The sequence below is a fragment of the Erwinia sp. OLFS4 genome, from assembly GCF_002752165.1.
GTDB lineage: Bacteria > Pseudomonadota > Gammaproteobacteria > Enterobacterales > Enterobacteriaceae > Izhakiella.
Genome location: NZ_MOMB01000058.1, coordinates 28,989 through 49,472, shown reverse-complemented (window position 1 = coordinate 49,472; position 20,484 = coordinate 28,989). Strand labels below are relative to the sequence as shown.

Genomic DNA, 20,484 nt, shown 5'->3' with positions numbered 1-20,484 from the left:
CCATCTTAATTAAAGATGGCTTTTATAATCAATGCTTAAGACCAGGGCTCTCCGTACGTTTCCAGTACAGATGTTTGGCATGTTTTCCTTTTACTGAATCAATTAAGCCCTTTTCCTGCAATAACAAAAGAATATGACGCGTTGAATAAATACTCAGACTACAACGGTCTGCAATATCACGCGTGCTGGGAAATGCGTTGCAGTCGACTGGCGATTTATCAGGTGAATCCATCATCTCTTCTATTACCTGTAAAACTTCAACGATGGTGGCCAGCCTTTTGCTGCTGCGGACATTAAATCTATCCATATTTATTGCTCCCGGAAGTACTTCAGCTGTCCATATTGGTACTGCGGCATAAAAACACCGCCGTTAACTTTATTGCGAATAAAAACAAAAAACAAATATGCCAGAATATTAGCAAATAACAAGGTGGCAAAATGATTTAATAATATTATCAGTAAGGGTATAACATGTTTTTTTGTTAGATAACATGCGTTCAATGATCATGTATATTGAATAAACAAGACTAAAATCCCGCCAATCATTAACAATCAAACAATAATATCAATCTTTACATGCTTAATGGCCCGTTTTACCTGCTTCAGAATCACCTGTCTGGTTGAGAGAACAGCATGATTGTATAGGTTATATTTAATATAATGATTAAAATCAGCCTAAGTAATGCAATGGGAAATAAACAAAAAAACAGAAAATAATAATAACTACAGAATATTTAATACTTAACCACCAGGATAACTTTTTTACCTGGTGTTGAAACATAAGTAATAGCACTGTTTTATAGTGCCTTCTCTCCGGCACCCGGTCAGGTTCTGATCAACGGAGGCCGGTTTGCCGACAAAATAAAGGGCAAACGCCAACGGAGTACCCTGATGAAAGCATCATTGTTATGCCCGCAACCGGACAGCACCTGAAGGGGAAAAACAACGGGCATAAAAAAGCCGGCAGACCAAGGGCTGCCGGCTTTTACACCAAATCAACGCGTTGATTTACTTAGCTGCAGCAAAGCGGCTGGCCGCTTCGTCCCAGTTAACAACATTCCAGAACGCCTTAATATAATCAGGACGTTTATTCTGATACTTAAGATAGTAAGCGTGTTCCCAGACATCCAGCGCGATAATTGGATAACCGGAAACACCGCTTATCGCCTCACCCATCAGCGGACTGTTCTGATTAGCGGTAGAGACCACCGCCAGCTTATCGCCTTTTTTAACCAGCCAGGCCCAACCAGAGCCAAAGCGGGTTGCCGCGGCTTTTTCAAATTCTTCTTTGAATTTTTCCACGCTGCCAAAATCTTTTTCAATCGCAGCCTTCAGCGGCCCCTGCAGCGTCGTACCGGTTTTCAACCCTTTCCAGAACAGGCTGTGGTTGGCATGGCCACCTGCATTGTTACGCAGCGCTGTTTTTTTGTCAGCGGGCACCTGATCCAGCTTAGCGATCAGCTCCTCAACCGGCAGATTTGCTAACTCAGTACCTTCCAGCGCAGCATTGGCGTTATTGACATAAGTCTGATGGTGTTTAGTGTGGTGGATCTCCATCGTCTGTTTGTCAAAGTGCGGCTCCAGCGCGTCGTACGCGTAAGGCAGGGATGGCAGTGAATAGCTCATGTTCTCATCTCCATGTTATCGAAAAGCGTGAAGACCAGTTTGCTGGCCGTCACCGCGTAAGCAGTGCGATCATTATAGTTAAATTCAACACCCGTGAAAGGGATATCAATGCGTTACAATCTATAAACAAATGCGTTTTCCAAAAAAGCGAAGGCAATATTGAACATCCTGGTATTGCCGCCGACCGCCGCCACCTTGCTGACAGCCGGGATAAAACAGCCTCTGCCCGTCGGGGCGTCATCCCGCCAGTCGGCGATGATAGCCCCTGAAACGATCATCAGAATAAATCACCACACCGCACAAATAGCTACGCCACAGACACTGGCGTCAGACTGACTCGCACGGTGATTAGGAATCCTCTGTTTTTCGCCCACGCCCCGGGCAATCGGTATGCTCAGCGTAAGCGTTGGGGATGCGAATAAATAGTGGCCCGCCCCGGCTGACAGAAACCGACCAGCGTCAGATTGCTGCGCACGGCCACCTCAACGGCCAGACTGGTCGCTGCCGAGACGGCAAACAAAATTTCCACGCCACAGATTGCAGCCTTTTGAACCATCTCATAGCTGGCCCGGCTGGAAATTAACGCAGCGCCACTCTGCCATGCGGCCTGCTGGCTGCGCGCGCCCAAAAGTTTATCCAGCGCAACGTGCCGGCCAATATCTTCATAACCGCCAACCAGCTGACCTTGCGGGGTTAACCAGCCTGCAGCATGGGTACAACCGGTGATTTTGCCCACCGGCTGGCAGGCTTTTAACTGCGGTAACGCCGCATCCAGTTGCGACAGCTGAAACCGTTGTGTAAACGGTAATGGCTTAACGGGTTTACCAATTTCCGCCAGTTGCTCCACGCCACAAACACCGCAGCCGGTGCGTCCTTCCATCGCGCGGCGTCGCGCCTTAAGGGCCATAAAACGCCGGCTGGAAAGTTCGATCTGTACTTCAACCCCCTGGCCGGTGACGTTGATATCAACGCCATAAATCTCCCCGGGCGAGGCAATAATGCCTTCTGATAAGGAAAATCCGATAGCCAGCTTATCAAGATTGTCAGGTGTCGCCATCATGACGACATGAGAAATACCGTTGTAGACCAGCGCAACCGGGACTTCTTCGGCCAGCCAGTCCATGCTGGCTTCTGCCGGCGCTTTTCTCGACCAGACTGACCGGCTAACTGCACCGGGCGGCGCGTCCGGCCCCTTATCATTTTGTGGTTTTTCAGCACGCAATCTTGCCACCTTTTTCAACCCTACAGATTATGTGGTAATATTTTAACCATAAAGCGCGGCCTAATCGCTCCATTGTGGCGCGCAGCTCCTCCCGACGCAACGTCGGTAAAATGACAAAATAAAGCAATGTCGAAACACAGGAAGGTTACTGATGAACGTCAGTCGCAGAAAATTCTTCAAAATCTGTGCAGGCGGTATGGCCGGCACAACGGTCGCGGCGCTGGGGTTTACCCCTGAAGCGGCCCTGGCAGAAACCCGCCAGTACAAACTATTACGTTGTCGCGAAACCCGTAATACCTGCACTTATTGTTCGGTAGGCTGTGGTCTGTTGATGTACAGCATGGGCGATGGCGCAAAAAATGCCAGACAAACCATTTTCCATATTGAAGGCGATCCCGATCATCCTGTCAGTCGGGGCGCACTCTGCCCGAAAGGCGCCGGCCTGATTGATTTTGTGCATAGCGAAAGCCGTCTGCACTACCCTGAATATCGTGCGCCAGGGTCAGACAAATGGCAGCGTATCAGTTGGGATGAAGCCTTTACGCGTATTGCAAAACTGATGAAAGCCGATCGCGATGCCAATTTTGTCACCCGCAATACGGCGGGCGTCACGGTCAACCGCTGGTTAACGACCGGCATGCTGTGCGCCTCTGCTGCCAGCAATGAAACCGGTTATTTAACACAAAAATTTACCCGGTCGCTCGGCATGCTTGCCGTCGATAACCAGGCGCGCGTCTGACACGGACCAACGGTAGCAAGTCTTGCTCCAACATTTGGTCGCGGTGCCATGACCAACCACTGGGTCGACATCCGCAATGCGAATCTGATTATTGTAATGGGTGGCAACGCCGCAGAAGCACATCCGGTCGGATTCCGCTGGGCAATGGAAGCCAAAATTCATAATAATGCCAGGCTGATCGTCATCGATCCGCGTTTCACCCGTACTGCCGCCGTGGCGGACTTTTACACGCCAATACGTTCCGGTAGCGACATCGCGTTTCTGTCCGGGGTGATAAATTACCTGATATGCCATGATAAAATTCAGCATGAGTACGTAAAAGCCTATACCAATGCCAGTCTGATTGTCAGATCGGATTACCGCTTTAGTGACGGCCTGTTCAGTGGTTACGATGCAGACCGACGGCAATATGATAAAACCACCTGGGCCTATGAATTAGATGAACAGGGTTATGCAAAGCAGGACGCCAGCCTGACGCATCCCCGCTGCGTATGGAATCTGCTGAAAGCCCACGTCAGCCGCTACACCCCGGAAGTCGTAGAGAATATTTGCGGTACGCCCAAAGCTGATTTTCTTCACGTTTGTGAGGCGCTGGCCAGCACCTGTGTCCCGCACCGCACCACCACCTTTCTCTATGCCCTTGGCTGGACCCAACACTCCATTGGCGCACAAAATATCCGCACCATGGCGATGGTACAGCTGCTGCTGGGCAATATGGGCATGGCCGGTGGGGGAATCAATGCCTTGCGCGGTCACTCCAATATACAGGGGCTGACCGATCTGGGCCTGCTGTCACAAAACCTGCCTGGTTATATGATGCTTCCCTCTGAGAAACAACCCGACCTGCAAAGCTATCTTGCCGCCAGTACGCCAGTCCCCCTGCTGGAAGGCCAGGTCAATTACTGGAGCAATTATCCGAAATTTTTTATCAGTCAGATGAAAGCGTTTTACGGTGACAAGGCACAAAAGGAGAACGACTGGGGTTTCAACTGGTTGCCCAAATGGGACAAAAGCTATGATGTCCTGCAGTATTTCGACATGATGTCCCAGGGCCTGGTTAACGGTTATCTTTGCCAGGGCTTTAATCCTGTCGCCTCGTTTCCTGACAAGCATAAGGTGGTGGCGGCACTGGCCAGACTCAAATTTCTGGTGATTATTGACCCGCTTAATACCGAAACCGCTAATTTCTGGCAAAACCATGGCGAGTTTAATGATGTCGACAGCGCCGCCATCGGCACCGAAGTTTTCCGCTTGCCTTCAACCTGCTTTGCAGAGGAAAACGGTTCTATTGTTAACTCTGCTCGCTGGCTGCAATGGCACTGGAAAGGGGCGGACGGACCAGGAGAAGCGAAGAACGACGGTGAAATCCTTGCCGGAATCTTTACCCGCCTGCGTGCTATGTATGCCAGACAAGGCGGAGCAGCGCCGGAACCGGTGCTGAATATGCGCTGGGATTACCTGACGCCTGACAACCCGGCGGCCGAAGAAGTCGCTATGGAAAGTAACGGTAAAGCCCTGGCCGATCTGTTTGATGACCACGGTACGCTGCTGGCCAAAAAAGGTCAGCAGCTGAGCTCGTTTGCCCAGCTCAAAGCCGACGGCTCAACGGCCAGCGGCTGCTGGATTTTTTGTGGTAGCTGGACCCCGCAAGGCAATCAGATGGCCCGGCGCGACAATACCGATCCATCCGGTCTGGGTAATACCCTCAACTGGAGCTGGGCGTGGCCCCTTAACCGTCGCATTCTGTATAACCGTGCGTCCGCCGATCCGCAGGGGCAACCCTGGGATGCTAAACGAACCTTGCTACGCTGGAATGGCAGTAAATGGGAAGGTGAGGATATCCCTGACTACAGTACTGCACCGCCGGGTAGCGGCGTCGGGCCATTTATCATGCAGCCAGAAGGCATGGGGCGCCTGTTTGCCCTCGACAAAATGGCCGAAGGTCCTTTCCCGGAACATTATGAGCCGTTTGAAACACCGCTCGGCACCAATCCGCTGCACCCCGCCGTGGTGTCTAACCCGGCTGCGCGGATATTTAAAGACGACCTGGCGGCCATGGGAACAGCAGCCCGGTTCCCGTATGTTGGCACCACCTACCGTCTGACCGAACACTTCCATTTCTGGACCAAACATGCCCTGCTTAATGCTATCGCACAGCCGGAACAGTTCGTCGAGATTGGTGAAGTGCTTGCCAGACAGCTCGGCATTACCATGGGGGACATGGTCAGGGTCAGTTCAAATCGCGGCTTTATTAAAGCCAGGGCCGTTGTCACTAAGCGTATACGCCGCCTGCAGGTGAATGGTCAGACAATCGATACCATTGGTATCCCTATCCACTGGGGTTTTGAAGGTGTGGCAAAAAAAGGTTTTCTGGCCAACACCCTGACGCCCTTTGTTGGTGATGCGAATACCCAGACGCCGGAATTTAAAACCTTCCTGGTCAATGTGGAAAAGGTGTAACGGAGAGGTAATATGGCTTATCAATCACAAGACATTATTCGCCGGTCCGCGACAAACGGCTTCACCCCCGCACCTCAGGCACGCAACCATCAGCAGCAGGTCGCCAAGCTGATTGATGTAACCACCTGCATTGGCTGTAAAGCCTGTCAGGTGGCCTGCTCAGAATGGAATGATATCCGCGACCAGGTCGGCCATAACGTCGGGGTGTATGACAATCCAGCCGATCTGAGCGCTAAATCCTGGACGGTCATGCGTTTTTCGGAAGTCGAACAACAGAACAAGCTGGAATGGTTAATCCGCAAAGACGGCTGTATGCACTGCGCAGATCCTGGCTGCCTGAAGGCTTGCCCGTCCGCCGGTGCAATAATTCAGTACGCTAACGGCATTGTCGACTTCCAGTCTGAACAGTGCATTGGCTGCGGTTACTGCATTGCAGGCTGTCCGTTCGATGTACCCCGCCTGAATCCGCAGGATAACCGGGTGTACAAATGCACGTTGTGCGTCGATCGCGTTAGCGTTGGCCAGGAACCTGCTTGTGTTAAAACCTGTCCAACCGGTGCCCTCCATTTTGGCAGTAAAGCGGAGATGAAGCAGCTGGCTGGCGAGCGCGTGCGCGAACTGAATTCACGTGGTTACCTGAATGCCGGCTTGTACGATCCCGAGGGCGTCGGCGGCACACATGTGATGTACGTTTTGCATCATGCCGACAAACCTCAGCTCTATCACGGCCTGCCACAAAATCCGGCCATCAGCCCGGCTATTCATTTCTGGAAAGGAATCTGGAAGCCACTGGCAGCATTAGGATTCGCTACCACCTTTGCAGCCGCAGTGTTTCATTACGTCGGCGTCGGACCTAACCGGGCTGAAGAGCACGAAGAAGAGGAAAAACCATGAAGCAAGCGCCGGATATTCAGCGCTACAGCGCCCCTGAACGCCTCAATCACTGGCTGGTTGCCGGCTGCTTTTTGCTGACAGCCATCAGCGGATTGGGTTTCTTCTTTCCTTCATTTAACTGGTTAATGAACATTTTGGGAACCCCGCAGCTGGCGCGCCTCCTTCACCCGTTTACCGGTGTGATAATGTTTGCCGCCTTTCTGATCATGTTTTTTCGCTACTGGCAACACAATCTGATTAAACATGACGACCTGATCTGGGCAAAAAATATTCATAAAATTGCCCGTAATGAGGAAGTTGGCGATACCGGGCGCTATAATTTCGGACAAAAGTGTGTATTCTGGGCAGCGATAACATGTTTATTGCTGCTGCTGGCCAGTGGCATTGTGATTTGGCGCCCCTGGTTTGCCGCGGCCTTTCCGCTGCCACTGATCCGTGCCGCGCTGCTGCTCCATTCGATATCTGCGGCGATATTAATCATGGTGATTATGGTTCATATATATGCCGCGTTATGGGTAAAAGGCACTATTACCGCGATGGTTGAAGGCTGGGTCACCGCCCGCTGGGCAAAAAAACATCACCCCCGCTGGTACCGGGAATTACAACAGCAGGATCCACCGGAACAACAGGAAAAACGTCGCTGATGAGTATTCGCATTATTCCACAGGACGAGCTGGCAAAGAGTGAGAAAGCAACGGCGGAGACAATTCCGCCGTTGCTTTTCCCCCGGCTTCAACATCTATACAGCCGCAGAGCAGCGCGACTAAGACAGCTGGCGGATAAAAATCCCCTGGGTGACTATCTGCGCTTTGCCGCTAAAATTGCTCAGGCGCAGGAAATTGTACTCTACGATCACCCGCTGCATATCGACCTCTATCCGCGACTTAAACAAGCCGCCAGCCTTGGAAAACCACCGCTGGATATACATAGCCTGCCGCGTGACAGCCACTGGCAACGATTACTGCACTCTCTGATAGCCGAACTAAAACCGGAAATGACCGGGCAGGCACTGGCAGTACTGGAAAATCTTGAAAAAACCGCGGGTGGTGAGCTGGAGTCAATGGCCGATGCGCTGTTCAGTCAGGAATTTGCCCGAATCAGCAGTGATAAAGCCCCTTTTATCTGGGCTGCGCTGTCTGTTTACTGGGCGCAAATGGCCGCGCATATCCCGGGTAAAGCCCGCGCCGAATATGGTGAACAACGTCAGTTTTGTCCGGTTTGTGCCAGTATGCCGGTCGCAGGCCTGGTGCATATGGCGAGTCAGCGCGAGGGATTACGTTATCTGCACTGCAATCTGTGTGAAAGTGAATGGTATGTCGTAAGGGCCAAATGTACCAACTGTGAGCAGACCAAAGATATTCATAGCTGGTCACTTGAGAGCGAGCAGAGCGCAATAAAAGCAGAAAGCTGCGGTGATTGCGGCACCTACCTGAAACAACTTTATCAGGAAAAAGATCCCGCACTGGAGCCCGTTGCTGACGACCTGGCATCGCTGGTGCTTGATGCGCGCATGGAACAAGAAGGGTTTGCCCGCAGCAGCCTGAATCCTTTTTTGTTTCCCGGTCAGTAGAGCCGCCGCTATCAGACAGCGACGGCCCGGCATGCCATTCCATAGCGCCGGTTCCAGCCAGCTAGCCACGCCTAACCCGCCTTTGACTCTACCACTGGCGTTGAGAGTCAAAGCAAGCAATTAATTGCCCGCCGACGCAATAGTCCCTCCGTCAGAAACCGCAGCGAGTTTATTTTTAACCAGTTGATATCCTTTGTATTTTATTTCTTCACACAAGGTATTTAAACGCATGTTAAGAGACATAGACAGAACTTCTCTTGCATCCGGATCCATTATATTTTTATTCTTATTAAGGAAACTATAAATTCGACTTATTTTACTGTAGCGGGTTTCAAATTCCGTGAAATCATCGGGGCTTTCACTTTTTAAAAATTTAAAGTTATCGATACAGGAATTAGCTGAGGATGGTATAGATGCCCAGTAAGTTTCCGGGACCTTTTTTCTGGGTTTACTGATTGATGTATATTGATCATGGCCTATTTTTGTAGTGATCGAACCACCAACATTTCTTACTGTCGGAATAGAACTCTCAGTATCAACAAGAGAGCATCCAGCCAGCATGAAAGTGATATAAAACACCACGATTGAACTAAATCTGGAAAAAAACACCACTGACCTCCGTGTAATGAATGGTCGTTATTAAAATAAATACGGACATTATTACAAATTCAGCATCATGGCAAAAAAATATTTTTCCATTAAAAAATGAATCACCATTATATATTTTCATCTATCAGAAAATAAATAATGAAATTATCATATTAAATTAAGGTTAAATAAAAATAAATACTGAAAATTACACAGTGAGAAACAAAATAAAAAACATCATAGTGAAGAATGATGAATAAATAAATATTATCAATAGAACAAAGTAAGTAAAATAAATTTATAAATTAAACAAAATGCGAAATATAACCATACTAAGGGAACGGTCAATAAAAAACATAGATTCTTTGTTTAGAATTTAATAACCATTCAATTTTTAGGGAAACTAAAAGTAGTTGCTTTTGTAAATCATTACCATTCAAAACAATTCACCAGGAGAAAAAATAAATAATTGCCAGCTCACCGACATTTTTAATGTTAATCGGTAAAACCGATATAAAAAGCTCATTATGCTAAAAAAATCACGGTCTTTTCAGAAGGAAAAATACGTTAAAAAAGTATGATTTTTAATCATTATCGATGGAAATGAGATAATTATAATTAAATAAAAAAAGATTATAACCATAACCACATGATCTTAGCCAATAAATCTAAAAAAACATTACTGGCAAAAAATTTAATTGTTAATAACGATCAATATTAATTATTTAATTGTTTTAATCTATTTTACTTATTGATTCTTTGAATGTAATATTTCTACATTGATATATTTCTGTATTCGCGCACGCTTTATCATTTATTAGCTCAAAGTAAGTGTCCATACTGATCTTTTATCAAATAAAAATATCTTAACCCTAAGACCACTGAAGTCATTAGTCATATATCACTAACGTCTATAATGGAAAAAGAGATAAGTTTTTTATAAAAAACATCTCATTATAAAAGGAAATTACATAAAATCTTCCTTTGTACGATGCACTTTACAATGATTCCTGATCAATCTTCAGTAATCCGAAGCAACATCTGACACCGTGCTTCATCAACAAACTATCCTTTTAAAATACACAGAAAGTATAACCGGTGAACCTATAACGAGAGTCATTTATGTCAGTTAGAATAAACAATGAAGTTGAATTTGACCAGGACAAAAAGATACTTAAATCCGATCTTGCCAGCTATGAAATTAGCACACCAGCATCGTATTGCTTGATGCTGTTGCTTGAAAAACGAGATCAACTTGTCAGTCATGAAGAACTCTATGAATGTGCATGGAGGCGTTTTGGGATGGAAGTTACTGCAAATACACTTTATCAAAATATATCGGAGTTAAGGAAAGCATTAAAATCCTGCGGTATCCAGGAAAAAATTATTCAGACTATTCCCCGAAGGGGATTTTCCCTTTTGTCGGATAATCAGGGTGAAGCGGAGAGTAAAGCAGATAACCCTTTTCTGGTAGAAGAAAAACGGGCGGGTAAAGTAAACAAAACTGACATAAGTAATAAATTACCCTGGAACAGGTACAACTATCTCATTCTGATGATTATAATGATTAACCTAATACTTACGCTATCGCTTTTCATCACTTACTAAGACAGAATACTGTACATTTTCGAATAAAAAAACATATTATAAGCTATTTTACATCCAGTAAAAATATCGTTTTCATAACATGAAAACACTTAAAAATACGAAGCACACAGATAATATTAAAAGACTCCATTTAGCCAGGGAAATAAAGGATAAGCCCGCAAGATTAGTAAACCTTGCGGGCTTATTTATATCTTGTTCACCAATCACGACAAACCAGCCCGATCAGTTTCAATGTCATAACGGGCTTTAATCGCTAAATCAACAGGCTGGGGATGCCAGTCTATTAAACCATAGATATCAAAATTAATTATGCCATGATGTACCGGAGAAAGTACCTCTCCTGAAGGAACGATGACAATTGAATCAGCGATCAGTCTGGGTTCAAAGCGAAGCAAGGCGTTTCTAATCTTAATCTCAAGATCATTCCAGCTATGTGATGCGGCATAACCACCAATCAAAGGAGAGATACCATAATTAAGAGTGGATGAAAATATTTCACGGTGCCGGTTTTCATCAAGCCTCTCCTCAAAGTTGGCCGTATTCAGCAATTCGGCAATATTGCGTTGCACAACAGCACGCATCGCCCGGCTATCAAAATGGTACTTATCCCATACTTCGCTCTCAACTTTGGGTTCATTGTCAAACAAACGTTCCAGTAAACAGGGCGGGAATGGATTTCTTCTTAAGGTCATGCAGATTCACCTTCAAATCCTAAACGACCAATTTCAAAAAGTGAAAACTCACCATTATCACTGACCCACATTTTTCTGCCAGAGCCAATATAGCGGCCATCACCTTGCTTCTGCCATTCAGTTTTCGTCCCTATCTTCATATCCAGGCTATCAGATATCACTACCGGATAACGTGCTGGAATGTAACCACGCAACGTTTGTTCTTCAAACGTTATTTCTGCTGGCGCCCAGACTAAATCACTGCCCTTTTGCGGCGCGGAAATTTCCAGTGCCTGCATCTCAGCGAATGGCACCCAGTGATAGCCACCGGCACAAATAAATTCACATACGGGTCCCAGACGGTCATCACCATCGGCCAGCCAGTTAAACGCGCCCCACACTGCACTACGCCCCGAGCGCGGCTCTGCGTCTGACAGTGCCTGCATTCGCATCGACTCACCTTCGGCATACTGGCCTTGCTGATACAACGCGTTCGCCTGATGCAAGCTATTTATCCATTGCTGATGAGGTTTACCCAGTGAGCCCGCTGTTTTCTTACCGGCCAGCACCAATTCTCTCATGCGTTCACTGAAAATAAGGTTTTTATATAACTCATATTGCTGCTGCACTTCAGATTCAATCTGGAACAAAATATCAAGCTGTTGCAGGGCACGATCCCAGTCTGCTTGTAGCATATACATCTTACAAAGCGCGAAGCGGGCATCAATGCTCTGGGGATTATTTTTAACTATTTCAACCAGCTGTACCAGCCGGTCTTGTAAGTTTATTTCACTATCGTTAATCCTGATTATATCATCAGTTATCATATTATTTCCTTAGTATTATTAGAGCGGGCTTTCCAGCCCTAATTTATATAGTTCCCGATAAAGTAACTCTGGTAATGGATGTGTATCAATTCTTTCCATATTTTCTGGAGCTAATGCTGTCAATAAATCAGGTGGCGAGTCATCCATGTTTTCCTCCTGAGCAACAGACATTAAATCATCCAGAATAATATTAATAAGATTTTCATCGTTAAAAATACATTCAGGAATAGTTTTATCCTTTACTCTTTCAGTAATTCCGTCCAGAAAGACATCCCGCTCAGGTAAAAAATTCTCATCTTTCCCATCCACATCGTAAAGGTCCTGGTTACTACTACCCCATAAAAGAAAATGTTTATATTCATAAGCCAGCCTTTTCAAAATATCATCCTGGTGTGATTCACTTTCTACCCAGGGAATATACTGACCACCATGCAAAATAATATCATCCAGTTCAGGAAGCTCAGCATCAGTACCAGGAAAATTTGTCGGGCAGACATCTTCATCCTGATCATTTATTGTAATGCTCAGTCTGAACATTCCGGCCTGGAGTGTCATGCCATTTTTTAACGTTAAAATATGACCGGTTTTGATCGATTTCCCTTCAGCCAGACAAACATGTTGCTTACAGTGGTTTTCCATTATCACTGTCATCTCTGCCCAGTAGAAACACAGGAAGTCGCCCTCCTGCACAGGGAGGGCCTGGCTTATTTCTCCTTTCTGTAAATCAAAATATAGCCGCTGTTCCGCAGCGTCAGAAATCCCATCCAATACACATGACGGGATCCCTGGCGGCCAGTTGATGGCTAAAATGGCTCTGTTATCCGATAAAGACATTTCCAGAACCACTGGCTATTACGGCACCACAGCCGGTAACATCCCCTAATCGGGCAGAAGGTAAACTATTAATAAAGACCGTTCCCGAACCGCTGGCAACGCTGGCGGCACCATGTAACAGGGAACAAGTCGCAACACTACCCCCGACGATAGCGGCAGGAATGCTGTTAATAAAAACCGTTCCGGACCCGCTGGTAATTGCACCGCCATGACTGGTTGCATCACCTATCTTTGCTGCTGGTTGCATTTTCTCCTCCTTGCTGGTTGATATCCATTGTTTCTGTCTGGCCAACGCCGGCTTCAGGGTTCAGGCGTCTGGCTGTGTGTCGGCGTTGGCGTTGGCGTTGGCGTTGGCGTTGGCGTTGGCGTCGGCGTCGGCGTTGGCGTTGGCGTCGGCGTTGGCGTCGGCGTCGGCGTCGGCGTCGGCGTCGGTGTCGGCGTCGGCGTTGGCGTTGGCGTTGGCGTTGGCGTTGGCGTTGGCGTTGGCGTTGGCGTTGGCGTTGGCGTCGGCGTTGGCGTTGGTGTCGGCGTCGGCGGTGGCGTCGGTGTTGGCAACGGCGGTAACGGCGTTGGCAGTCCAGGGCAACCATCAATCAAAGGTATGGTTCTTAATGATACCAGTCCGGCAAGTGCTGCCAGCCCGGAAAGACCACCACCACCACCGCCGCAGCAATCATCATTGTCACCCGGATTAATATTAACGACACCTCCCTGAATAATGACCGCATCTTTGGCTACCATCCTGATCACTTTTGCCGACAAAACCAGCTCTCCGCCGGCACCGACAGAGACAAAACCAGCACCAAACAGAGTTGCTGCACCACCCGCTGTTGCCTGCCATGCGCCGCCAGCAGTGGTGCCACAGTAACCACCCGCATTAGTTAAATGAGCACCGCCAACATTGGTTGCTATCGCACCACCAACATTTAAGCTGTAAGCCCCCCCTACTGCGATATTGTAGGCAGCTGCAACCTGCAACGAAGAACAACCTCCGATGAGGGTGGTAGAAAGACCGGAAATACTGGCGCTGAAATTGACACCCACCGCAAGATTGTAACTACCGAAAATACAGTAATCAGTATCTGCACCAACAACATAGGATGAACTCCGGGTAACGTGTTCTGATAAATCGCCACCAATAGTGGAATCACGATTATTACCAACGAATATCGTTGAGTTAACACCTACCGTCTGACTTTCATTATTCTTAGTCAGCCGCAGCATATCCCTCTCAGCCTGTTCCCAGTATGTTTCCAGACCGGGCTTATCTTCAAACCGGACACCATTATAATTCAGATATCCCCCCCCAATAGTGCGGCTAATCATTCCACTTTGCGTTGAATTAGTCGGTAAATCCCATGGGGGTTGTGTCACGTTATTATAGAGGCTACCCATAATAAGCGGACGATCAGGGTCACCATTGATAAATTCTATAATTACTTCCTGACCGACACGGGGAATATAAATACCGCCAAAGCCGTTACCAGCCCATGCCTGGCTAACGCGCACCCAGCAAGAATCATCTTCACGATTTTTACCGTATCGATCCCAGACAAAACGCACTTTGACCCGACCATAAGTATCTGTCCATACCTCCTCGCCAGGAGGCCCCACGACAATCGCACTCTGCGGACCGTGTGTTCTTGGACGTGGAATAACCTGAGGATGGCGATATATCTTACTGGTAGGCTGAACAGTAAAAAAACAGTTAACGCTGAACTGGTCACTCCTCGCGCCCTGATCAACCTCCTGCATCAGTAACCGGCTGGAAATAACCATATATTCACGATTAACTTTACTAACCGGATAGCCCTTCAATTCAAAATTAGTGCCACATACAATGCCGCGAACTTCTCCGCTGCCACTTGCGCGTGAACCTTTTGCCCCAATTTCTTCAATACGAATTCGTGCCAGCTGTTCACCAATTGATGGCTGATCATAGTCACCAGGCCAGCTATAGATTTCCATGCTATTAAAGCTGGTCCGGCGTGGTTTCGTGTCCAGCGCCATAATATCCGCGCGGGATTTAGTAAAGTCATAATCATTGGTAACCCAGCGGCTGCTGACAAGCGTTTCTTTATGATAAAACTGGCTAATATATTCAGCTCCGGCTTTTGGTGAATCAGGAAGATACTCAATAACACGGTAGGCTTCACTAAAATAGGCTTTGTGCGCACCAACATGATCCACCATCACTAATCGGTGCTTCTGATCCTGATGCTCAAAAAACCAGTAAATTCCCCACTCTTCCATTAGCCTTTCAATGAAATCGAAATCACTTTCGCCATACTGAACCTGAAAATTAAGCGAAGGATAAACCGCAGATAAGCGTTTCTCAGTGGGGAAATTATATTCCTGTAAAACTTCGTCTATGATATCGACAACTGTTTTATCCTGAAATATTTTAAAATCTTTAGTCAGTGTTGCAAGATAAAGCCACGGACGAATAATAATTTCATACATAGCCTGATTAGCATCGCGCCCAATAAAGCAAGCTTTTTCTACAATTCCTGAAATTTCCCGCTTTCCTTTACCTACGCCATGAACCTGATCGAGACCGTTGCCATCTAATTCGATTACAACTGTCATCTCTTTACCAATCAAAGCTTTCATATCAATATTTGCTGCTGATTGCCATGGAATCTTAGGATTATCTGGCGTTTTGCAGGTTAATTTATAGCTATACAGGGTTGAAAGGGCTTCTTCTCCCTCCACCCTGAAGAGTACTAAAGCAGGCTCGCCTAATAAAAATGGCATCGCTGCAGTTTCGAGTGTAATCGTACGGGACATAATCATACCTGATAATTAGTTAATTCCTGAGTCTAAAAAATCACTTTTCAGCCTCATCCTTATACGGTCCGTCTAAAATCTGAGATTCAATAATCCTGCCAACACAATTTTGCCTCCATAGCCATATTTTATTGTTATTTAAAATACAACCAGGCCAGTTAATCCATGGCATATTCTCTACACCGCATTCATCCTGATATTTAAAATCATCATGTTGTAAAAAAACATCAGCCGGCTCTATATTAACATTCCCTCTATGCATCCTTTTATAAAGTCCGCGTCTGGAAGACAAAGAAGCCGTAAGCAAAGAACACATTTTTTTGAGATCTTTTTTATATTCTTTAACATTTCTTTTATTGTTAACTAAAGATAATGTCCTCATCAAAAAGAAAGGGAGGTTATTCTTTTTCACATCATCTAACATGCTGATAATTTTTATTTTTTTTACAACGCAATAGAGTGCCACCGGCCGATCAGCCGTCTCACGCCATTCTGGTAAAAAAGTACCGAGGAAAAAAAAGTGTTGTCTGACTTCTTTCACAGAAATCACGAAACACCATGGTGTTATTTCGTCTCCGACAAGTTTTGAAGGGGCCATGTTGTCAGCTATATATCTTAAATATTGAGAAAACTTCCGCGACATTGTGCTATTAATATTTAATTTTATTTTTCGTATCGATTTCTCATGTGAAAAAAACCTTATTCTGACGACATTATCATTAAACATAACTATCACTCCCCTTAATTATAAAAATCACCAGGACAATGAAAACTATGTAATACTTCTGTAGGTGAACCGGCTGAAGCATCCAGCCCTTCTATCTGCATATCTACCCGACCCGATCCAATATTCCAGCTAAGTAGCTGACTACCGTCCTGCAGATTAGATATTTTTTCAGCGGAATCCAGCCAGCGTAGTATTGCCCAGGGGCCCTGATAATTAAGATTCGCGCTGGCATGATGAGGATTGGCCAACGGCCTATGTGGTTGCTTATTTTTATCATCCAGCCAACGCAATGCATCCCAGCGATCATTCTGCTGTGTAATAACAGGTTTTACCGTGGTAACCGGTTTATCATAAGCCATCATGCTGATAAAGGTTCCCCGGGCACTACCTGGCCAGCTAAAAAACTGGGTTGTCAGTGGACCATGTGCATAGTTAATCTTTTTTCCATCAATATCGAGCGAAAATTGTGTTATTGATGGCGATATATAACGTATTGATACAGAAAAATTAAAGGCTAACTTTTTCCCATTATCCGCAGTCAGAAAAGTATTACGAATACGGTCAACGCGCTCAAAAAAGCTCAGATCGCGGGTATCCATACTGCCTTTAAAACGCCACGGATGGCTGGAAGTATCCACTTTATCTGCCAGGTTCTGGCTAAACCAGCTATCCACAATGCCCCCTGCAGCAAAAAAATGTTCAAAATCCACCAGCCGCACATTACGTTGACTGGCTGAAAACGGATAGCGCCCCTGTAATAACATACGGCAGGTTTCCCCAGGACCTTTACCGATAGATTCTACACTCCGGGCTATCGCACTGGTTTTCAGCTTTGCAGCAGAACGCGTTAATAAGGGTGAAATAATATTCTTTACCGGATCCGGCCAGGTACGCGATTCCGCTATCAACCGGGCAGTCGCCTCATTAGCGGGCAAGGTGTCGCCATCTTTTAGCGCATCATTGTAGATAACCAGTTGAGCATACTGATCGTTAAGCCGCCCCATCAGCCGCGTCAGGGGCGTGGCTGAAGCGGAAAATTGTCCACCAGCAGAAGGGCCGCTTTGCGTTTGTCCTTTAACAAAAACACGTAACGCATTAAAATGATCATCCACATATTGTCGAACCAACTTTTTCTCATTTTCACTGATATTACGCGTTATTCGCTTAGCCGTTTCCACTGTCCTGCTATGCTGTATTTTCAAATCAAGCTTTTCTGTTAACGTCTTTTTATCTGGCTGAAGGGTCGTTTGTTGAACAATATTATTTAGTAACGTTATTAGTGGGGAATTACTTTGCACAATAACTCTTAAAAGACCGATATTAAAAGGCATATCGGGTGAGCGCCGCGAACCGTCAGAAAAAGAGCTAAGCTGAATATCTGAAAGGAAATCTTTCCAATGATTCGTATATTCCTGAAAATAGAGAGTCATGATTTCCTCTCGTTGCGCTAAAAGATTTTTAATTTTCTTTCTGCCACCGCTCACCCATTCATCTTCATGCTGTAACGTTACAAGCTCTGTTAAGAATTTTTTTTTAACCAGTGAATTCCATGCTTCACGTGAGTAAATACCAGGTATGCCGTCAGAGACACCGGAACGGTCTTCCAAAGAAAAAAGCTGTGGTGAACTTTTTTCAGCCAGTTGGTCCAGCGTAATTTTCTCAGGAAAATCCTTCATCATCCGGCTTTTTAACTGTTGCCAGATACGTAACGTTGCCGATGTTTTATTTAAGGCACTTCGTGCCTCGCTTATCAGATTAGTATCCGGCTTTTTAGCCTGATGCTTCCACTGGGGAATATCAAATATTTCATTAAGATGATGGACAAAATCATTCGTACTGGCATAACTTTCAATGAAGTCATTATCACTCCATAACTTAACAATTTCTTTTATCATCCACTTTTTATTTATGTTTCCCTGCCCGGAAAGCATCAGATATAACTTTAAATTTTGCCATATTCTGATTTCATCATCAGACTGTATTGCGGACAACAAAGCTTTACCACTTTCAACCTCAAGCTGTGGTAAAAGATAATTCAGCAGAAAGTAGTGATATAATTTGTTTGATCCTGTTGAGATATCGTCGGCGGTATATAAACCATAACGCCATGAAAATTGAGGGTGTTCAACGTCAAGCCCTTGGTATGAAGGTAAGGATTGCGTCGCACTCAGTAGCCCCGGTAATAATTTATTTTCCGGATGTTTTATATAGCCACTGACTTTCTTTCCTAGCAGGTCAACACTGCCAAAAATAGATTTAAGATAGCCCTGATTTAACTGAAAGCTCGTGGAAAAGCCCATCATTAAAATAACACCAAAGCTCCAGACAAGAATGTGACTGACAACATTTTTTAACCAGTATGACGTCTGTAGCGGTCGGTTATAGCTGAATAGATCCTTATCCTGAACAATAATGTCACTAAAGAGTGTGGTTAAAAAATAACTTTTACCCCAAATAGATTGATTAACTAAGCCTACTTTATCCTTTTTATCCACAATCGATGCTGGCGTAGCAGGCGTTTCATGCATAATGAGATTATTCCATTTCCTTAGTAACGTATTGTTATTCAGTAAACTGACAACCCCTGCCTGACAACTACTTATAAAATAAACACCTCGCAAGGTTGAATTAAATTGTGTGTCATCATAACGCGAAGCAATAAATATATTTTTGACAATCTCAATCACTCCCTGAGTAAGCAGCTGAAAATCCTGAGGCAGTGCGTACATTTTTTTCCGGTCATTTACCTCATATTCTTCCTGCTGTCGCAGATACATCACGCTACTCAGCCGTTCTACCAGAAAAGAGAATTCACTATTTAATGTCTCCAGTAACGCCGCTGTCGTAATCACCGTCCCTCTTTGCCAGGGGAGGGTAACTCCCCATACTTGCTCGCGCTCTGCAGTGGTCAGATTACGAAAATATTCATCAAAGCCACACAATAAATCCAGTTTGGTTACGGTAAAATAAACCGGAAAATGCTCACCGGTCTGATGACGTAACTCATATAAACGTGCACGCAATGTTGCTGCGATGGTGAGTAACTCCGCTTTATCTTTGTGCAGAATATCTTCAGCCGATAACACCAGTAAAACACCATTAACACTGCAATCCAGCTGATTCTTTTTTATTGTTTGCACCAGTAAATCCCATTCCTGCTGCGCACTGTCATCATCGCTGGAAGTATATTTACCGGAGGTATCCAGAAACAGGGCATTATTAGTAAATAAACATTCACAATGCGCAGTGGGAGGATTTTCTTTATCTTTGCGATTAAGTTGTTCTGGTAAAGGAAACTCCTGGCCTGATGAAAATAACATGGTTGTCTTACCGGCTCCCGGCGTACCCATAACAATAAACCACGGCAGGCGTTGCCGGTTACTGACAAACAGAAATCGTTTCCATAAAGGCGCATTACGCTGGATACGCTTGATATAGTTAATACCTTCTTTGATAACGGCATGCATGACACCCCGCTGACTCGCTGGGGCTACCGTCTTATTTTTATTTTTAACAAACTTATCCAGTAGCGCCGGGTTCGCAGAAAGCGCACGCAAAAGACGCCAGAGGGCACAAAGCAGCGTAACCGTCAGGATAATTGTCAGGCCGGCAAACCGCGGTGCCGTGTCTTTCAGCGGATAATCTTTGCCAAATAACAGATGAGGACCGATTATCCACAGTGCTGCGCCTGAAAGCAGCGCAATAGAAATAAAGATCGGCAAGTGATACCAGCAGGCGATCAGGATAAAAAAAAGAACAACTAACAAAATGACCCGATTTTCGACCGGTTTAAGGGGAAGGACTTCACCAAATCCTAATAATGGCCCCAAAAACCAGATGGTTGCACCCAGCAGACAAACAAAAATAATAAGTGATAACCTTTTTAATCCCTGCCCGGTAAATAATCTATTAAACACTGACATGATAA

At 45.7% G+C, this 20,484-nt stretch carries 17 protein-coding genes; 5 read left to right on the top strand and 12 right to left on the bottom strand.

Translation table 11 applies throughout. The annotated features are described in order from the left end of the window. Window positions 1–28: 28 nt before the first annotated feature. The 4 genes from BL249_RS14845 to fdhD all read right to left on the bottom strand — a co-directional run bounded on the left by BL249_RS14845 (window position 29) and on the right by fdhD (window position 2,848). Entirely contained in the window at window positions 29–307 is a 279-nt protein-coding gene (locus BL249_RS14845) for a FaeA/PapI family transcriptional regulator (RefSeq protein ID WP_099707381.1), read from the bottom strand. A gap of 701 nt (window positions 308–1,008) precedes the next feature. Then, the gene (sodA, locus tag BL249_RS14835; protein WP_099707383.1) at window positions 1,009–1,626 is read right to left on the bottom strand and encodes a superoxide dismutase [Mn]; all 618 of its coding nucleotides are present in this window, start codon (window positions 1,624–1,626) and stop codon (window positions 1,009–1,011) included. 113 nt (window positions 1,627–1,739) lie between these two features. Further along, window positions 1,740–1,904 (bottom strand): hypothetical protein, encoded by a 165-nt coding sequence (locus tag BL249_RS19030; RefSeq protein ID WP_158233087.1) that lies wholly within the window; start codon window positions 1,902–1,904, stop codon window positions 1,740–1,742. A gap of 116 nt (window positions 1,905–2,020) precedes the next feature. Next, complete coding sequence (fdhD, locus tag BL249_RS14825) at window positions 2,021–2,848, bottom strand: formate dehydrogenase accessory sulfurtransferase FdhD (RefSeq protein ID WP_099707385.1); 828 nt, start codon at window positions 2,846–2,848, stop codon at window positions 2,021–2,023. Window positions 2,849–2,999: 151 nt separating this feature from the next. On the opposite strand from fdhD, the gene fdnG reads away from it, so the two are divergent. The 4 genes from fdnG to fdhE are packed head-to-tail and all read left to right on the top strand — an operon-like array spanning window position 3,000 to window position 8,511. Next, entirely contained in the window at window positions 3,000–6,047 is a 3,048-nt protein-coding gene (gene fdnG, locus BL249_RS14820) for a formate dehydrogenase-N subunit alpha (protein WP_099716799.1), read from the top strand. A gap of 12 nt (window positions 6,048–6,059) precedes the next feature. Next, window positions 6,060–6,941, top strand: coding sequence for a formate dehydrogenase subunit beta (fdxH, locus tag BL249_RS14815; protein ID WP_099707388.1), 882 nt, complete (start codon window positions 6,060–6,062; stop codon window positions 6,939–6,941). Next, window positions 6,938–7,585 (top strand): formate dehydrogenase cytochrome b556 subunit, encoded by a 648-nt coding sequence (fdoI, locus tag BL249_RS14810; RefSeq protein WP_099707389.1) that lies wholly within the window; start codon window positions 6,938–6,940, stop codon window positions 7,583–7,585. The genes fdxH and fdoI overlap by 4 nt, the downstream gene beginning before the upstream one ends. Next, window positions 7,585–8,511 (top strand): formate dehydrogenase accessory protein FdhE, encoded by a 927-nt coding sequence (fdhE, locus tag BL249_RS14805; protein WP_099707390.1) that lies wholly within the window; start codon window positions 7,585–7,587, stop codon window positions 8,509–8,511. Before fdoI ends, fdhE begins: the two co-directional genes overlap by 1 nt. Window positions 8,512–8,631: 120 nt before the next feature. Here fdhE and BL249_RS14800 read toward each other — a convergent pair whose 3' ends face one another. Continuing rightward, a complete protein-coding gene (locus tag BL249_RS14800; protein ID WP_099707391.1) occupies window positions 8,632–9,120 on the bottom strand; it encodes a hypothetical protein in 489 nt (162 codons plus the stop codon). A gap of 1,101 nt (window positions 9,121–10,221) precedes the next feature. Between BL249_RS14800 and BL249_RS14795 the strand changes: the two genes are divergently transcribed. Next, complete coding sequence (locus BL249_RS14795) at window positions 10,222–10,707, top strand: winged helix-turn-helix domain-containing protein (protein WP_099706289.1); 486 nt, start codon at window positions 10,222–10,224, stop codon at window positions 10,705–10,707. Between the two features lie 203 nt (window positions 10,708–10,910). Here BL249_RS14795 and BL249_RS14790 read toward each other — a convergent pair whose 3' ends face one another. From BL249_RS14790 to tssM, 7 genes are all read right to left on the bottom strand, one after another. Continuing rightward, entirely contained in the window at window positions 10,911–11,399 is a 489-nt protein-coding gene (locus BL249_RS14790) for a type VI secretion system baseplate subunit TssE (protein WP_099706288.1), read from the bottom strand. Next, window positions 11,396–12,205 (bottom strand): type VI secretion system accessory protein TagJ, encoded by an 810-nt coding sequence (locus BL249_RS14785; protein WP_099706287.1) that lies wholly within the window; start codon window positions 12,203–12,205, stop codon window positions 11,396–11,398. The genes BL249_RS14790 and BL249_RS14785 overlap by 4 nt, the downstream gene beginning before the upstream one ends. Before the next feature lie 18 nt (window positions 12,206–12,223). Beyond that, a complete protein-coding gene (locus tag BL249_RS14780) occupies window positions 12,224–13,039 on the bottom strand; it encodes a TagK domain-containing protein (RefSeq protein WP_099706286.1) in 816 nt (271 codons plus the stop codon). Beyond that, complete coding sequence (locus tag BL249_RS14775) at window positions 13,023–13,286, bottom strand: PAAR domain-containing protein (protein WP_099706285.1); 264 nt, start codon at window positions 13,284–13,286, stop codon at window positions 13,023–13,025. The genes BL249_RS14780 and BL249_RS14775 overlap by 17 nt, the downstream gene beginning before the upstream one ends. Window positions 13,287–13,339: 53 nt before the next feature. Then, window positions 13,340–15,796, bottom strand: a complete 2,457-nt coding sequence (locus BL249_RS14770; RefSeq protein WP_099716842.1) for a type VI secretion system Vgr family protein — start codon at window positions 15,794–15,796, stop codon at window positions 13,340–13,342. A 73-nt stretch (window positions 15,797–15,869) separates the two neighbouring features. Next, entirely contained in the window at window positions 15,870–16,556 is a 687-nt protein-coding gene (locus BL249_RS14765) for a hypothetical protein (protein ID WP_099706284.1), read from the bottom strand. Between the two features lie 14 nt (window positions 16,557–16,570). Then, complete coding sequence (tssM, locus tag BL249_RS14760) at window positions 16,571–20,479, bottom strand: type VI secretion system membrane subunit TssM (protein WP_099706283.1); 3,909 nt, start codon at window positions 20,477–20,479, stop codon at window positions 16,571–16,573. Window positions 20,480–20,484: the final 5 nt, after the last annotated feature.

Excerpts from the sequence above, each read along its gene's own strand:
- fdxH (WP_099707388.1), top strand. The coding sequence starts at position 6,060 with ATGGCTTATCAATCACAAGACATTATTCGCCGGTCCGCGACAAACGGC.
- tssM (WP_099706283.1), bottom strand. The coding sequence starts at position 20,479 with ATGTCAGTGTTTAATAGATTATTTACCGGGCAGGGATTAAAAAGGTTA.
- fdhE (WP_099707390.1), top strand. The coding sequence starts at position 7,585 with ATGAGTATTCGCATTATTCCACAGGACGAGCTGGCAAAGAGTGAGAAA.
- BL249_RS14780 (WP_099706286.1), bottom strand. The coding sequence starts at position 13,039 with ATGTCTTTATCGGATAACAGAGCCATTTTAGCCATCAACTGGCCGCCA.
- BL249_RS14765 (WP_099706284.1), bottom strand. The coding sequence starts at position 16,556 with ATGTTTAATGATAATGTCGTCAGAATAAGGTTTTTTTCACATGAGAAA.
- BL249_RS14785 (WP_099706287.1), bottom strand. The coding sequence starts at position 12,205 with ATGATAACTGATGATATAATCAGGATTAACGATAGTGAAATAAACTTA.
- BL249_RS14795 (WP_099706289.1), top strand. The coding sequence starts at position 10,222 with ATGTCAGTTAGAATAAACAATGAAGTTGAATTTGACCAGGACAAAAAG.
- sodA (WP_099707383.1), bottom strand. The coding sequence starts at position 1,626 with ATGAGCTATTCACTGCCATCCCTGCCTTACGCGTACGACGCGCTGGAG.
- BL249_RS14790 (WP_099706288.1), bottom strand. The coding sequence starts at position 11,399 with ATGACCTTAAGAAGAAATCCATTCCCGCCCTGTTTACTGGAACGTTTG.
- fdoI (WP_099707389.1), top strand. The coding sequence starts at position 6,938 with ATGAAGCAAGCGCCGGATATTCAGCGCTACAGCGCCCCTGAACGCCTC.
- BL249_RS14775 (WP_099706285.1), bottom strand. The coding sequence starts at position 13,286 with ATGCAACCAGCAGCAAAGATAGGTGATGCAACCAGTCATGGCGGTGCA.
- BL249_RS14845 (WP_099707381.1), bottom strand. The coding sequence starts at position 307 with ATGGATAGATTTAATGTCCGCAGCAGCAAAAGGCTGGCCACCATCGTT.
- BL249_RS14770 (WP_099716842.1), bottom strand. The coding sequence starts at position 15,796 with ATGCCATTTTTATTAGGCGAGCCTGCTTTAGTACTCTTCAGGGTGGAG.
- BL249_RS19030 (WP_158233087.1), bottom strand. The coding sequence starts at position 1,904 with ATGATCGTTTCAGGGGCTATCATCGCCGACTGGCGGGATGACGCCCCG.